This window comes from Glutamicibacter creatinolyticus, from assembly GCF_006094275.1.
In the GTDB taxonomy this organism is placed as follows: domain Bacteria; phylum Actinomycetota; class Actinomycetes; order Actinomycetales; family Micrococcaceae; genus Glutamicibacter; species Glutamicibacter creatinolyticus.
Window position 1 is genome coordinate 635,798 of sequence record NZ_CP034412.1, and the last position, 14,053, is coordinate 649,850.

The following is a 14,053-nucleotide window of genomic DNA, read 5'->3' on the forward strand; positions in this document are numbered from 1 at the left end:
CGCGGCTGGTGCGCTCCATGACTGTGTCCAACCTGAACCCAAACAACCAAAGATGGTGGGATCGTGAAACTCGAACTGCGGGGAATCTCCAAGGCCTTCGGTTCCTTCTATGCCAACAAGGGCATAGACCTGGTGGTCGATGACGGGCAAATCCACTGCCTGCTCGGCGAGAACGGCGCCGGCAAATCCACACTGATGAACGTGCTCTACGGGCTCTACGAGCCCACCGAGGGGCAGATCCTGGTCGACGACCAGCCGGTGGAGTTCAGCGGCCCGGGCGACGCGATGGCCGCGGGCATCGGCATGGTGCACCAGCACTTCATGCTGATCCCGGTCTTCACCGTGGCCGAGAACGTGGCGCTGGGTTCGGAGGCCACCAAGGCCGCCGGCGTGCTGGACCTGGATGTCACCCGGGCCAAGATCCGGGAGATTTCCGAACGCTATGGCTTCCACGTGGATCCGGACGCGCTGGTGGAGGACCTGCCGGTGGGCGTGCAGCAGCGCGTGGAAATCATCAAGGCGCTGGTGCGCGAGGCCAAGGTGCTGATCCTGGATGAGCCCACCGCGGTGCTCACCCCGCAGGAAACCGACGAGCTGCTGGAGATCATGCGCCAGCTCAAGGCCAACGGCACCTCGATCGTGTTCATTTCCCACAAGCTGCGCGAGGTCAAGGCGGTCTCCGATGTGATCACCGTGATCCGCCGCGGCGAGGTCGTGGGCAGCGTCGAACCGGACACCGACACCACCGAACTGGCCAACCTGATGGTGGGGCGCTCGGTTCAGCTGACCCTGCAGAAGGAGCCGGCGGTGCCCGGGGAGGCGACCTTCCAGGTGCGCGACCTGTCCGTCGTCGACGAGGCCGGCACCACCACCCTGGACCAGGTGTCCTTCGACATCCGCCAGGGCGAGATCCTGGCCGTGGCCGGCGTGCAGGGCAACGGCCAGACCGAACTGACCGAGGCGATCCTGGGCACCCAGGCGGTCACCGGCGGCTCGGTGAAGCTGCAGGGCAAGGAGCTGATCGGCCAGAGCGTGAAGCAGGTGCTGCGCTCCGGGGTCGGCTTCGTGCCCGAGGACCGTTCCGTGCACGGGCTGGTCGCCGAGTTCTCCATAGAGGAGAACCTGGTGCTGGACCTGTACGACCGTGCCCCCTTCGCCAAGGGGGTGTCGATGAACCTGGGCGAGCTGCGGCGCAATGCCGCCAAGCAGATCCAGGACTTCGACGTGCGCACCGACAACCAGCTGAACCCGGCCTCCAGCCTCTCGGGAGGCAACCAGCAGAAGGTGGTGATGGCGCGCGAGCTTTCCCGCCCGCTGAAGCTGTTCATCGCCTCGCAGCCCACCCGCGGCGTGGATGTGGGCTCGATCGAATTCCTGCACCGGCGGATCGTGGCCGAACGCGACGCCGGCACCCCGGTGATGATCGTGTCCACCGAGCTGGATGAGGTGATGGAGCTGGCCGATCGGATCGCGGTGCTCTACAAGGGCCGGGTCAACGGGATCGTGCCGGCCGGAACCCCACGCGAGGTGCTGGGACTGATGATGGCCGGGGTATCGGCCGAGGAAGCCATGGCGCAACACCAGGCGGAAGGAGAAGGCCAGTGAGCCAGACCAAGACCGTGCAGCCGCCCAACGGCGGCGCCGCGCAGCAGGGCAACGACCTGTTCCGCAAGATCACCCAGGGCCCGGGCATGGTCTCGGTGCTGGGGGTGATCGTGGCCCTGGTGATCGGCGGGCTGCTGATTGCCGTGACCGACGAGAAGGTCATCAAGACCGCCGGGTATTTCTTCGCCCGGCCCACCGACTTCCTCTCCGCGCTGTGGCATGCGGGCACCGAATCCTATGTGGCGCTGTTCAACGGCTCGATCTACAACTCGGCGCGCGGCTTCGCCCCGTTCCTGGAGACGTTGACCGTCTCCACGCCGCTGATCTGTGCCGGGCTGGGCGTGGCGCTGGCCTTCCGGGCCGGGCTGTTCAACATCGGCGCGCAGGGGCAGATCATCATCGGCGCGACGATGGCCGCCTACGCCGGGTTCGCCTGGCACCTGCCGATCGTGCTGCACCTGCTGGTCGTGATCATCTTCGGCCTGCTCGGCGGCGCGATCTGGGGCGGGCTGGTGGGCGTGCTCAAGGCCCGCACCGGCGCGCACGAGGTGATCCTGACGATCATGTTCAACTATGTGGCGCTGTACCTGCTGGACTACCTGATGAACACCGCGGCGTTCCGCCGCCCCGGAGGCACCAACCCGATCTCCCCGGTGCTTGATTCCACCGCCGTCTTCCCGGCGCTGCCCGGTTCCCGGCTGCACCTGGGGTTCCTGATGGCGATCGCGCTGACCATTTTCGTGGCCTGGCTGCTCAAGCGCTCCACGCTGGGCTTTGAGCTGCGCGCGGTGGGGCACAACCCGGCCGCCGCGCAGACCGCCGGGGTGAACGTGGCCCGCGCGACCATGCTGGCGATGGCGTTGGCCGGGGCGCTGGCCGGGGCCGCGGGCGTGGCGCAGGTGGCGGGCACCGAGAAGGTGCTCACCGCCGGGATCGCCGGGTCGCTGGGTTTTGACGCGATCACCGTGGCGCTGCTGGGCCGCTCCACCCCATGGGGCACGTTCTTTGCCGGGCTGCTCTTTGGCGCCTTCCGCGCCGGCGCGGTGAACATGCAGATCTCCACCGGCACCCCGATCGACATCGTGCTGGTGGTCCAGTCCCTGATCGTGCTGTTCATTGCCGCCCCGCCGCTGGTGAAGGCGATCTTCGGCCTGAACAAGAAGAAGCGCGCGCGTGCCGCGTCCTCCAAGCGTCCCGTTTCGACTAAGGCTGGTGCCTGATGACCGCACAGACTTTGCCTACCTCCGTGCTGCCCACCCGTCCGGCGGTGCCGATCAAGACCCCGGTGTTCCTGTCGGTGATTGCCGTGCTGGTGCTGGTGGGTTTTGGCCTGCTGGGCAGCAGCGAGGCCGCGCACTTCCGCCTCTCCAGCGCCGGGGACGCGTTCGAACTGCCCACCCTGGTCTTCCCGGGCCAGGCCACCAACCTGGTGATCGGCGTGCTGCTGGCGGCCGGCGCGGTCTACTCCTGGGTGCGGCGCAGGCAGGGGCTGGCCACCGAACGCTGGATCGTGATCGTCTTCGCGGTCCTGTTCGTGCTCTCGTTCCTGGTCTGGGTGGTCTCCGGGGCTAACGTGACCACCATTTCGCTGGCCTCCCTGCTGGCCGGGGCCGTGGTGCTGGCCGTGCCGCTGGTCTTCGGTTCGCTGTCCGGAGTGCTGTGCGAGCGGTCGGGCGTGGTGAACATCGCCATTGAGGGCCAGCTGCTGGCCGGCGCCTTCACCGCCGCGATCGTTGCCTCCACCACCGGCAACGTGTTCGCCGGGCTGGTTGCCGCCGGTGTGGCCGGGGCCCTGGTCTCACTGATCCTGGCGCTGTTCTCCATCAAGTACCTGGTCAACCAGATCATCGTCGGCGTGGTGCTGAACGTGCTGGTCTCCGGGGTGACCGGGTTCCTGTTCACCACGGTGATGCAGCGCGACCCGGAACTGTTCAACTCGCCCGGGCGCCTGCCGATCATCGAGATTCCCGGGCTGAGCGCCATCCCGGTCATCGGTCCGATCCTGTTCAAGCAGTCCGTGGTCGGCTACCTGATGTACATCGCGGTGTTCCTGGTCTGGTTCGGGCTGTACAAGACCCGCTGGGGCCTGCGTGTGCGGGCGGTGGGCGAGCATCCCAAGGCCGCGGACACCCTGGGCATCAAGGTCAACGTGATGCGCTTTTGGAACGTCACCCTGGGCGGGATCGTGGCCGGCATCGGCGGCTCCTTCTTCACCCTGGTGGCCATCGACTCCTTCACCAAGGAGATCTCCGGCGGGCGCGGCTTCATCGCCCTGGCCGCGGTGATCTTCGGGCGCTGGAACCCGATCGGCGCGTTCATGGCGGCCCTGCTGTTCGGCTTCGCCGACAACCTGCAGGTGACCCTGACGATCATCGGCACCCCGGTGCCCAGCCAGTTCATGGCGATGATGCCCTATCTGGTGACCATCTTCGCCGTGGCCGGATTGGTGGGCCGCTCCCGCGGCCCGGCCGCGGTGGGCGAACCGTACACGAAGGAGTAGCCGTGCCGTCACAGCCCCGCGCGCAGGAAGATCCTGCGCAGATCCCGGTGCCCGAGGGCGGGCAGGAAGAGCGGATCTGGTCGCGGCTGCACGCCGCGGCCACCGCGGCCCTGGACAACGCCTATGTGCCGTACTCCAATTTCCAGGTCGGGGCCGCGGCCCTGAGCAGCGACGGGCGCCTGGTCTCCGGGTGCAACATCGAAAACGCGGCCTACGGGGTGACCCTGTGCGCCGAATGCTCGATGCTCGGCCAGCTGTTCGCCACCGGCGGCGGAACCCTGGCCCACTTCCTGTGCCTGGGCCGCCCCGTCGGCGGGCAGGCGGAGCTGATCACCCCGTGCGGGCGCTGCCGGCAGCTGCTCTACGAGCACCGCGGCAACCCGCTGCGGATCAAGACCGCCCGCGGGGTGTGCAGCATCGACGAACTGCTGCCCGACGCGTTCGGGCCGCAGAACCTGGAACGCACCGGACACCGCGAACCCGCCGGGCCGGGCCCGGCACGAGCCGGGGCGCGGACACTACCTGAGACGCCTGCGCGGCAGAGCGCGCAGCAGGAGGAGGAGCAAGATGGCAATGGAGGCCTTTGACGCGGTTGAGGTGATCCGCACCAAACGCGACGGCGGGCGGCTGAGCCCGCAGATGATCGACTGGACCATCGACGCCTACACCCGCGGGGTGATCGCCGAGGAGCAGATGGCGGCGCTGAACATGGCGATCTTCCTGAACGGGATGGACCGGGCGGAAATCGCGCGCTGGACCACCGCGATGATCAACTCCGGACAGCGCATGGACTTCTCCACGCTCACCGACGCCTCCGGGCGGCGCCTGGCGACCACCGACAAGCACTCCACCGGCGGGGTGGGGGACAAGATCACCCTGCCGCTGGCGCCCCTGGTGGCGGTGTTCGGGGTGGCGGTCCCGCAGCTGTCCGGCCGCGGGCTGGGGCACACCGGAGGCACCCTGGACAAGCTCGAGTCCATTCCCGGATGGCGGGCCAACCTGAGCAATGAGCAGATGTTCGCCCAGCTATCCGAGGTCGGCGCCGTGATCTGCGCGGCCGGGGCGGGGCTGGCGCCGGCGGACAAGAAGCTCTATGCGCTGCGCGATGTCACCGGCACCGTGGAGGCCATCCCGCTGATCGCCTCCTCCATCATGAGCAAGAAGATCGCCGAGGGCACCGGCACCCTGGTGCTGGATGTGAAGGTCGGCTCCGGGGCGTTCATGAAGGACGAGGCCAGCGCGCGCGAACTGGCCACCACCATGGTCAACCTGGGCGCGGACGCGTCGGTGAACACCGTGGCGCTGCTGACCAACATGGACACCCCGCTGGGGCTGAGCGCCGGCAACGCGATCGAGGTCGCCGAATCGGTGCAGGTCCTGGCCGGCGGCGGCCCGCAGGACGTGGTTGAGCTGACCGTGGCCCTGGCCGAGGAAATGCTGGCCGGGGCCGGGGTGCGCGATGTGGACGTGCGCGCGGCGCTGAACGACGGGCGGGCGATGGACAAGTGGCGGGCCATGATTTCCGCCCAGGGCGGGGACCCGGACGCGCCGCTGCCGCAGGCGAAGGAATCGCACACGATCTACGCCCCGGCCGAGGGCAGCGTGCTGCGCCTGGACGCGATGGACATCGGCCTGGCCGCCTGGACGCTGGGCGCCGGGCGGGCCCGCAAGGAGGATGCGGTGCAGGCCGGGGCCGGGGTGCAGCTGCACGTCAAGCCCGGGGCGCTGGTGCGCCGCGGACAGCCGATCGCCACCCTGCTGACCGACACCCCCCAAAAGATCGAGCGCGCCGCCGCGCTGGTGGAACGCTCCCTGGTGCTCGGGGCCGAATCCGACCGGGCCGACACCCGGCTGATCATCGAGCGCATCACCGCCAGCTAGCGGCGTGAAACCCAGCCGCTGCACGGACACGGGCCGCCTGCCTCCACCACCGGTGGGAGCCGGCGGCCCGTGGCGTATGCCGCGCCGGATCGGTCCACGGCCTTGCCCTGGTGCAGGTGCGCAGTGCCGGTCAATCCGCTGGTGCGGCGGAACTTCTGCCCGGCGCGGTTCGTTGTGCCAAAGAGGGATTCTCCTGGCGCAACGGCCTCAACCCACGGGTGGAGACCGGACCGGCGCAGATCATCACTTTCGGGGGTGTGCGTGCCCGGCCCGGTGGGAGACAATGGAAGGCAGAAGCCCGGGGGACGGCTCCGGGCAGCGAGGAAGCGACGTACGCACCCATGGAAATGGTCAATGAGGCAATCATGCAGGCCGCCAGCGCCTGGTGGGTTTTGCCGTTGCTGTTTGCCTTCTGCCTGATCGACGGCGTGTTCCCGGTCGTTCCCTCGGAAACCTTCCTGGTGTCGCTGGCCGCGGTCGGCTTCGGCAGCGGCAGCCCCAACCTGCTGCTGATTTTTTTGATCGGGGTGGCCGGCGCCATCATCGGCGACCAGATCACCTTCCGGATTGGACGCAGCATCGGCTACCGGCAGTTCGCGTGGATGCGCTCGGGCCGGGCCAAGAAGGTGCTGGACTTCGCGGCCCGCAAACTGGAAACCTCCGGTGCGCTGCTGATCTTCACCGCCCGCTACATCCCGCTGGGGCGCGTGGCGGTGAACCTGACCGCCGGGGCGACCGGCTACTCCTACCAGCGTTTCACGTTCTTCGACGTCATCGGGTGCATCACCTGGGGCGGCTACTCGGTGGGGATCGGCGCGGTCGCCGGAAACTGGCTGTCTGACAACAAGCTGCTGGGCGTGGTGCTCTCGGTGGCGATCGCCCTGGTGCTGGGGTTCATCATCGACCGGATCGTGAACAAGATCCTGGAGGCGGTGCACCGCAAGCGACTGCGGCGGCTGCAGGCCGAGCGCGGCGGCGCGGAGGGAAAAGCCCGTGAAACCGTCCCGCCCGGTGAGCTGGACGCGAATTAACCCGCAGCACCAATAACCGCCCCCAAGATGTGTCCTTTTCTTCAGCCGTGGTGGCTATCTGTCCGGCCCAAATGCGGCTAGGCTCGACACTGTGACTGAAGAACTGATTCATCTTGCCTATGATCCCGAATTCGACTTCCGCGATCTGCCCAAAATCTCCCTGCACGACCACCTGGACGGTGGGCTGCGCCCGCAGACCATCATCGAACTGGCAGCCGAGGTGGGCCACACCCTGCCCGCGGACGACGCCGAATCACTGGGCGAATGGTTCCGTGAGTCCGCCGACTCCGGGTCGCTGCCGCGCTACCTGGAAACCTTTGAGCACACCATCGCGGTGATGCAGACCAAGGGCGCCCTCAAGCGGGTGGCCAGCGAGTTCGTGGAGGACCTGGTCGCCGACGGGGTCATCTACGGTGAGGTGCGCTGGGCGCCGGAACAGCACCTGGCCAAGGGGCTGAGCCTGGACGAGGCCGTGGAGGCGGTGCAGGCGGGCCTGGACGAGGCCGTGGAGCGGCTGACCGAGGAAGGCCACCTGATCCAGGTGGGCCAGCTGGTCACCGCAATGCGCCACGCCGATCGCGGCAAGGAGATCGCCGAGCTGGCGCTGCGCCACCGCGGCGACGGGGTGGTCGGCTTCGACATCGCCGGCGCCGAGGAGGGCTTCCCGCCCTCGCGCATGGCCGAGGCGTTCGACCTGCTGGCCGAGAACTTCTTCCCCACCACCGTGCACGCCGGTGAGGCGGCCGGGATCGACTCCATCAAGGAGGCCATCCTGGTCGGCCGCGCCCAGCGCCTGGGCCACGGGGTGCGCATCGCCGAGGACATCACCATCGAATTCGGTGGGGTGGACGATGAAGGCGAGCAGGTGGGGGAGGACACCGGCCTGGTTTCGCTGGGCCAGGTCGCCAACTGGGTGCGTGAACGCGGCATTCCGCTGGAAATCTGCCCGTCCTCGAACCTGCAGACCGGGGCGAGCGCCGGATTTGGCCAGGGCATCGAGAACCATCCGATCGACCTGCTGGTGCAGACCGGGTTCAACGTGACCATCTCCCCGGACAACCGGCTGATGAGCGGCACCACGCTCTCGGACGAGTACGAGCTGCTGGTGGAGGCGTTCGACTACGACCTGGAAGACCTGCTGGATCTGACCCTGAACGCCGCCGAGGCCGCCTTCGTGCCGCTGGAGGTGCGCGAGATGATGGTCGAGTACATCAACGACGCCTACGCGGACCTGCTGGACGACGAGGACGATGACTTCGACGATGAGTACGACGAAGACGACTTCGACGAGGACGATGAGGACTAAGCATCCACCTCAGCCATCCACCGCGGGTGGCTGAAACACGCACCGCGGGCCGGTGTCGGGTAATCCACGCGATTGCCCGGCGCCGGCCCGCCGTGCTTGGCAGCGGGGAGCAGTGAAAGGCATGGGGGAGCAATACGCGGCCCGGCTCGTCGACCTCTACGACGCGGACAATCCCGACGGGCCGGATCATGACTACTACCGGGAGCTGGCTGCACGTCATGTGGCCAACAGCATCCTGGATCTGGGGTGCGGCACCGGAATCCTGACCGTCACCTTCGCCGGGCCGGGCCGGCAGGTCACCGGAGTGGACCCCTCCGCCGCGATGCTCGACTACGCCCGCCGCCGTCCCGGCGCCCAGGCGGTGCGCTGGGTCCACGGTGACAGCCGACTGCTGCCGGATGGACCCTACGACCTCATGGTGATGACGGGCAACGTTGCCCAGCACATTGCCGATCCACAGTGGCAGCGGACCCTGTCGGACCTGCGCGTCCGGGCGGCTGCCGGGGCGGTGCTGGCCTTCGAATCCCGGAACCCCGCGGCGCGGGCCTGGGAAACCTGGGGACAGGAGGAACCCGAAATCAGGCACACCCCGCACGGACCGCTGGCGGAACGGTGCACTGTCACCGAACAAGGCCAAGGGCGGGTCCTGCTGCGATTCGACAACCACTTTCTGGCCACCGGGGAGAGGATCGGGCAGGAAACGCTGCTGACCTTCCGCGACCGGTCCACCCTGGCACGGCAGCTGCACGCGGCGGGGTTCAAGGTCAGCGCGGTATGGGGCACCTGGCGGCGCACGCCCTTCCGGGGACACGAGCCGATCATGGTGTTCGAGGCGCGGGCGTGGAACTAGGCAACAACGCACTGACGGCGGCACCTTAGCTGAAGGTGCCGCCCCGGAGTGCTGGTGTTTACTGGAACGCTAGAACGGGTACTTCTTGGCGGTGCCCTGCACGCCAATCCAGTGGTCGGTGGTGAACTCCTCGATCGCCCACTCGCCGTTGAAGCGCCCCAGCCCGGAGTTCTTCTCCCCGCCGAACATCACGTGCGGTTCATCGTTGGCGGTGATGTCGTTGATGTGCGTCATCCCGGCCTTGATGCCGCGGGCAAAACGCACCCCGCGCTCGATGTCGCTGGTGAACACGGCCGAGGAGAGCCCGAACTCGGTGTCGTTGGCCAGGCGCAGCGCCTCGGCCTCATCCGCCGCCCGGGTAATGCCGACCACCGGCCCGAAGATCTCCTCGCGGAACAGTTCCATATCCGAGGTCACCTCCGCGAAGACGTGTGGGGCGATGACCCGCCCGGTGATCGGGCCGGCCACCACCGGCCGGGCGCCCTGCTCCCGGGCGGTGTCGATCTTGCCGCGCAGGCCGGCCAGCTGCGAGTCGTTGATGATCGGCCCGACCAGGGTGGCCGGGTCGGCCGCGTCCCCGTACTTCAGTTCCTTGACCTGGGCGGCGAAGCGTTCGACGAACTCATCGTAGACGGCGTCCTCGACAATGATCCGGTTGATCGCCATGCAGATCTGGCCCTGGTGCAGGAACTTGCCCAGCGCCGCGGCCTTCACCGCCTGGTCCAGGTCCGCGTCGGAGAGCACCACGAACGGGGCGTTGCCGCCCAGTTCCAGCGAGACCCGCTTCATGCGCTCGCCGGCGATCGCCAGCTTGCCCACGTTCTGGCCCACCGGGGTGGAGCCGGTGAAGGAGACCAGGGAGGGGGTGGGGTGGGTGACCACATGATCCCCGATCTCCGAGCCGGAACCGATCACGGTGTTCAGCGCCCCGGCCGCCAGCCCGGCGGTCTCAAACGCCTTGGCCAACACCAGGGCACCGGTCAACGGGGTGTCCGAGGCCGGCTTGAGCACCACCGTGTTGCCCAGCGCCAGGGCCGGGGCCACCGAGCGCGCCGAAAGCAGCAGCGGGAAATTCCAGGGGCTGATTACCGCCACCACCCCGACCGGTTCGCGGTAGACGCGGTTTTCCTTGCCCGGGGCGTTGGAGGGCAGGATCTTGCCGTGCACGCGGGTGGGGAAGGTGGCCGCCTCCCGGATCGCGGCGATCGTGCCGGACAGTTCGATGTTCGCCTTCAGGTGGCTGGAGCCGGATTCGGCGACCAGCAGCTGCAGCACCTGCTCGAAGTGCTCCTGCAGGTAGTCCGCCGCCTTGCCCAGCACGGCGCTGCGCTTGGCCGGAGGCAGGCTGGCCCAGCCCGGCTGGGCGTCGGCGGCCGCCTGGTAGGCCGCATCCACATCGGCCGTGGAGGCCTGCCGGATCTCGGCCAGCAGGGTGTCGTCAAAGGGGTTGGTGGTGCGCAGCGTGCGCTGGGAGGTGCCTTCGCGCCACTGCCCGCCGATGAACAGTTCACTGGGCAGCTGATCGAGAAACTGGGGGCTGGTGAGGGTGTGCGGCTCGGTCATGGCAGGTCCTTTCGCAGGTTCCCGGATGGTGGGCGGGTCCCGGCAGGGCATTGCCCCCGTGCAGCGGCACGGGGGCGCTACGCGCGTTCCGGGACCGGGGAGGACGCCCAGCGTGCTCGCTGCGACGCCCATCACCCCCCAGCGTAGGCCACCGGGTGGGACCAGCAGCGCGGGTTGCGGGGATTAGCATGGTTTTCATGGCTGAAACCGAGACCGAGCAACTGCTGGAGACCATCGGGATCCTGCGCACCCACTGCGCCTGGACGCGGGCGCTGACCCACCAGTCGCTGCGCACCTACCTGGTGGAGGAGGCCTATGAGGTGATCGACGCGATCGGCGCCGGCAACCCGCAGGAGCTGCGCGACGAACTGGGGGACCTGCTGCTGCAGATCGTGCTGCACGCCCAGATCGCCAGCGAGGCCGGACAGTTCGGCTTCGACGACGTGGCCAACGGGCTGCGCCAGAAGATGCTGCGCCGCAACCGGCACATCTTCGACGAGCACGGGCAGCTGCGCGGGGACATCACCCAGGATGTGGCCACCATCATCGAGACCTGGGATGCGGCCAAGGCGGAGGAACAGCGCGGGCGCCGGCCCCGGGCCGGGCTGCCGGCCGGGCTGCCGGCCCTGACCCTGTCCCAGAAGCTGCTTTCCCGCCAGGCCCGCGCCGGGCGGCCGGTGGCGCCCGAGCACCAGGGCGGGGGAGCGCTGGCTGCGGCGGTGAACGACGAGCAGCAGCTGGCCGCGGCCCTGATGGGTCTCACCGCCCGGGCCAGCGAACTGGGCCTGGACGCGGAGGCGGTGCTGCGCGACGCGCTGACGGCCCGCTATGCCCAGCCCGGTGATGACACATCGTCGCCGGAAACCCCGGGTAAGCGCTAGGCTAGGAACCAGGCAACGGTGCCAACGGTCAATCTGGACCGCTGGATTGACTTGCCCCTCGACCACCCCTTTATACAAGGAGTCCAAACTCATGGCATTGATTGACGCCATCCACGCGCGTGAAATCCTTGATTCCCGCGGCAACCCGACCGTTGAGGTCGAAGTCCTGCTCACCGACGGCTCCCACGGCCGCGCGGCTGTTCCCTCGGGCGCCTCCACCGGGCAGTTCGAGGCCGCGGAGCGCCGCGACGGAGACAAGAAGCGCTACCAGGGCAAGGGCGTGCTCGGTGCCGTTGAGGCAGTGATCGAAGAGATCGCCGGGGAACTGGAAGGCATGGATGCCACCGACCAGCGTGCCATCGACCAGGCCATGATCGACCTGGACGGCACCAGCAACAAGTCCAAGCTGGGCGCCAACGCCATCCTGGGCGTCTCACTGGCCGTGGCCACCGCCGCCGCCACCAGCGCCAACCTTCCGCTGTTCAAGTACCTGGGCGGCCCGAACGCCCACGTGCTGCCGGTGCCGCTGATGAACATCCTCAACGGCGGTTCGCACGCCGACTCCGACGTGGACATCCAGGAGTTCATGATCGCCCCGATCGGCGCCGAGACCTTCTCCGAGGCCCTGCGCTGGGGTGTTGAGGTCTACCACAACCTCAAGTCCGTGCTGAAGGAAAAGGGCCTGTCCACCGGCCTGGGCGACGAGGGCGGCTTCGCCCCGAACCTGCCCAGCAACCGTGCCGCCCTGGAGCTGATCACCGAGGCGATCCAGCGGGCCGGCTACACCCCGGGCCAGGACATCGCCCTGGCGCTGGACGTGGCCTCCTCCGAGTTCTTCGAGAACGGCTCCTACCAGTTTGAGGGCCAGCAGCGTTCGGCCCAGCAGATGAGCGACTACTACGCCCAGCTGGTCGCCGACTTCCCGCTGGTCTCCATCGAGGACCCGCTGGATGAGAACGACTGGGAGGGCTGGAAGACCCTGACCGACGCGATCGGGGAGAAGGTGCAGCTGGTGGGCGATGACCTGTTCGTCACCAACCCGCAGCGCCTGGCCGAGGGCATCGAGAAGGACATCGCCAACTCGCTGCTGGTCAAGGTCAATCAGATCGGTTCGCTGACCGAAACCCTGGATGCGATCACCATGGCCCAGCGTGCCGGCTACACCACCATCACCTCGCACCGTTCGGGAGAGACCGAGGACGTGACCATCGCCGAGATCTGCGTGGCCACCAACGCCGGGCAGATCAAGACCGGCGCCCCGGCCCGCTCCGAGCGCGTGGCCAAGTACAACCAGCTGCTGCGCATCGAGGAGGACCTCGGTGATGCAGCTATCTACGCCGGCGCCAGCGCCTTCCCGCGTTTCAACAGCTAATTGCCAGTGATAGCGATTAAGCTCGTCGGTAGGAACCTGCCGGCGGGCTTCGTCGTTTAACGACGCGTACCGCCGCACGGTACCGCCGGCCACAGACCAAAGAATGGGGGAGCATGGCTCAGCGACCACCACGAATGCCTCGTCGACCGACCCCCAAGCGACCCGAGGGGAACGGCGAACCAGACGCCCGGGACGCGGGCACCGGTGCGGCGCACCCCGGCAGCGGGTCGACGACGGAGCACCGGCAGGGGCCACGCCCCACCGCGGCCCGCCCCGCCGCGGCCCGCCCCTCCGCCAGCGGGCCGCACGCCGCGGGGCACACCGCACCCCGTGCCACCAGCGCCAAGGTGGTCCCGCTGGATCCCGAGCAGCGCTGCGCCCCGCCCACCGAACTGCCCACCGACGCGATCAACGTGGTGCCCAGCCCCCGGCCCCGCCCGGCCGGGCGCCGCCGCGCCCCCGACCCGGAAGCCGCCCCGGCCCCGGGCAAGAGCGCGCGCTCCCCGCGGCTGGAGCGGGCCAAGCAGAAGCAGTCCCAGCGCCGCCGGGTGGACCGGGTCAAGTTCTCCGCCGCGGTGCGCCGCAACCCCGCCGAGGCCCAGCCCCCCACCCAGCCGGCCGAACCCGGCGGGGAGCCGGTGGCCGCGCACCGCTTCTCCGGACGCGTCGCCGCCCTGCTGGTGGTGCTCGCCTTCTTCGCGGTGATGCTGGTGCCCACGGTGAACCACTACCGCGCCCAGATGCAGGAGATCAACGAGCTGCGCGCTTCGATCACCGCCATGGAGGCCGAACGCGACGCGCTGAAAGAGGAGATCGCCCGCTGGGACGACCCGCTGTACATCAAGCAGCAGGCCCGCGACCGGATAAACTTGGTGATGCCCGGTGAGCGGGTGTACATGGTGGTCGGTGAACGGCCCTCCGCGCAGGAGGACGAACAGGCCAACGGCAGCACCTATGAGGTGCGCCAGGAACTGCCCTGGGTCGACGCCCTGCTGGACTCGGTGCGCCGTTCGGCCACCGACTGACCAAACCGGTCCCGGCCCCGCACCGGCCCGCCGCCACCG

The 14,053-nt window shown here is 68.6% G+C and carries 12 protein-coding genes; 11 read left to right on the top strand and 1 reads right to left on the bottom strand.

Annotated elements, in window-relative coordinates; all coding sequences use genetic code 11:
* Positions 1-63: 63 nt before the first annotated feature.
* The 8 genes from GcLGCM259_RS02930 to GcLGCM259_RS02965 all read left to right on the top strand — a co-directional run bounded on the left by GcLGCM259_RS02930 (position 64) and on the right by GcLGCM259_RS02965 (position 9,173).
* The gene (locus GcLGCM259_RS02930; RefSeq protein ID WP_138173566.1) at positions 64-1,605 is read left to right on the top strand and encodes an ABC transporter ATP-binding protein; all 1,542 of its coding nucleotides are present in this window, start codon (positions 64-66) and stop codon (positions 1,603-1,605) included.
* A gap of 14 nt (positions 1,606-1,619) precedes the next feature.
* On the top strand, positions 1,620-2,825 hold the full coding sequence (locus GcLGCM259_RS02935; protein WP_391495653.1) for an ABC transporter permease: 1,206 nt from the start codon (positions 1,620-1,622) through the stop codon (positions 2,823-2,825).
* Complete coding sequence (locus GcLGCM259_RS02940) at positions 2,825-4,105, top strand: ABC transporter permease (RefSeq protein WP_138925710.1); 1,281 nt, start codon at positions 2,825-2,827, stop codon at positions 4,103-4,105. Before GcLGCM259_RS02935 ends, GcLGCM259_RS02940 begins: the two co-directional genes overlap by 1 nt.
* Before the next feature lie 2 nt (positions 4,106-4,107).
* Entirely contained in the window at positions 4,108-4,692 is a 585-nt protein-coding gene (locus GcLGCM259_RS02945; protein WP_342773583.1) for a cytidine deaminase, read from the top strand.
* Positions 4,673-5,986, top strand: coding sequence for a thymidine phosphorylase (locus GcLGCM259_RS02950; protein ID WP_138173572.1), 1,314 nt, complete (start codon positions 4,673-4,675; stop codon positions 5,984-5,986). The genes GcLGCM259_RS02945 and GcLGCM259_RS02950 overlap by 20 nt, the downstream gene beginning before the upstream one ends.
* A 341-nt stretch (positions 5,987-6,327) precedes the next feature.
* Complete coding sequence (locus tag GcLGCM259_RS02955) at positions 6,328-7,017, top strand: DedA family protein (RefSeq protein WP_138925711.1); 690 nt, start codon at positions 6,328-6,330, stop codon at positions 7,015-7,017.
* A 91-nt stretch (positions 7,018-7,108) separates the two neighbouring features.
* Positions 7,109-8,323, top strand: a complete 1,215-nt coding sequence (locus GcLGCM259_RS02960; RefSeq protein WP_138925712.1) for an adenosine deaminase — start codon at positions 7,109-7,111, stop codon at positions 8,321-8,323.
* Positions 8,324-8,444: 121 nt separating this feature from the next.
* A complete protein-coding gene (locus tag GcLGCM259_RS02965; RefSeq protein WP_138925713.1) occupies positions 8,445-9,173 on the top strand; it encodes a class I SAM-dependent methyltransferase in 729 nt (242 codons plus the stop codon).
* Between the two features lie 69 nt (positions 9,174-9,242).
* Here GcLGCM259_RS02965 and GcLGCM259_RS02970 read toward each other — a convergent pair whose 3' ends face one another.
* On the bottom strand, positions 9,243-10,736 hold the full coding sequence (locus GcLGCM259_RS02970; protein ID WP_138925714.1) for an aldehyde dehydrogenase family protein: 1,494 nt from the start codon (positions 10,734-10,736) through the stop codon (positions 9,243-9,245).
* 197 nt (positions 10,737-10,933) lie between these two features.
* Here GcLGCM259_RS02970 and GcLGCM259_RS02975 point away from each other — a divergent pair, with 197 nt between their 5' ends.
* The 3 genes from GcLGCM259_RS02975 (at position 10,934) to GcLGCM259_RS15680 (ending at position 14,014) form a co-directional block, all read left to right on the top strand.
* On the top strand, positions 10,934-11,617 hold the full coding sequence (locus tag GcLGCM259_RS02975; protein ID WP_246049727.1) for a MazG nucleotide pyrophosphohydrolase domain-containing protein: 684 nt from the start codon (positions 10,934-10,936) through the stop codon (positions 11,615-11,617).
* A gap of 91 nt (positions 11,618-11,708) precedes the next feature.
* Positions 11,709-12,989, top strand: a complete 1,281-nt coding sequence (gene eno, locus GcLGCM259_RS02980) for a phosphopyruvate hydratase (protein WP_138173582.1) — start codon at positions 11,709-11,711, stop codon at positions 12,987-12,989.
* Positions 12,990-13,123: 134 nt separating this feature from the next.
* Positions 13,124-14,014 carry an FtsB family cell division protein gene (locus GcLGCM259_RS15680; protein WP_138927151.1) on the top strand — a complete coding sequence of 297 codons (891 nt, stop codon included), beginning with the start codon at positions 13,124-13,126 and terminating at the stop codon, positions 14,012-14,014.
* Positions 14,015-14,053: the final 39 nt, after the last annotated feature.

What these genes read in the sequence shown, in the direction of transcription:
- GcLGCM259_RS02940 (WP_138925710.1), top strand. Translation starts at nt 2,825, where the DNA reads ATGACCGCACAGACTTTGCCTACCTCCGTGCTGCCCACCCGTCCGGCG.
- GcLGCM259_RS02950 (WP_138173572.1), top strand. Translation starts at nt 4,673, where the DNA reads ATGGCAATGGAGGCCTTTGACGCGGTTGAGGTGATCCGCACCAAACGC.
- GcLGCM259_RS02955 (WP_138925711.1), top strand. Translation starts at nt 6,328, where the DNA reads ATGGAAATGGTCAATGAGGCAATCATGCAGGCCGCCAGCGCCTGGTGG.
- GcLGCM259_RS02965 (WP_138925713.1), top strand. Translation starts at nt 8,445, where the DNA reads ATGGGGGAGCAATACGCGGCCCGGCTCGTCGACCTCTACGACGCGGAC.
- GcLGCM259_RS02970 (WP_138925714.1), bottom strand. Translation starts at nt 10,736, where the DNA reads ATGACCGAGCCGCACACCCTCACCAGCCCCCAGTTTCTCGATCAGCTG.
- GcLGCM259_RS02975 (WP_246049727.1), top strand. Translation starts at nt 10,934, where the DNA reads ATGGCTGAAACCGAGACCGAGCAACTGCTGGAGACCATCGGGATCCTG.
- eno (WP_138173582.1), top strand. Translation starts at nt 11,709, where the DNA reads ATGGCATTGATTGACGCCATCCACGCGCGTGAAATCCTTGATTCCCGC.
- GcLGCM259_RS15680 (WP_138927151.1), top strand. Translation starts at nt 13,124, where the DNA reads ATGCCTCGTCGACCGACCCCCAAGCGACCCGAGGGGAACGGCGAACCA.